General features: G+C 62.8%; 1 protein-coding gene. It reads left to right on the top strand.

The window, feature by feature from the left end; translation table 11 throughout:
* The coding region (locus tag AC07RN_RS21260; protein ID WP_478337260.1) for a 2Fe-2S iron-sulfur cluster-binding protein at positions 1–443 on the top strand (443 nt) is incomplete at both ends.

The raw sequence follows: 443 nt of genomic DNA, 5'->3' as shown, positions 1-443 counted from the left end.
AAGTGGGGCTCATCGACCTTGATTCGGCGCTGGATACGCCCGACCCGGAGACACTGGTCTACTGCTGCGGGCCCGAACCCCTACTGACGGCCGTGGAAGATCGGTGCCGATCGTCCTGGCCATCCGACGCGTTGCACGTCGAGCGCTTCGCAGCGAAGGCCGCCGTCGAGGGCGCGAACGACGATGCGTTCGAAGTCGAACTCATCCAGAGCGGGGTGACAGTGACCGTCAATCCGGGCGAGAGCGTCCTTACCGCGGTCGAGGCCGCGGGTGTGTCGGTTCTGTCGTCGTGCATGGAGGGAACGTGTGCGACGTGTGAAGTCACGGTTATGGAAGGAGTTCCGGATCATCGGGATTCGGTGCTCAGCGAACGTGAGCGTGAATCCAACAGCACGATGCTGATCTGCGTTTCGCGCGCTACGAGTCCTCGACTGGTACTGGAC

It is taken from the genome of Lelliottia sp. GFLA7 (assembly GCF_056490165.1).
This window is presented reverse-complemented; position numbering and strand designations above follow the sequence as displayed.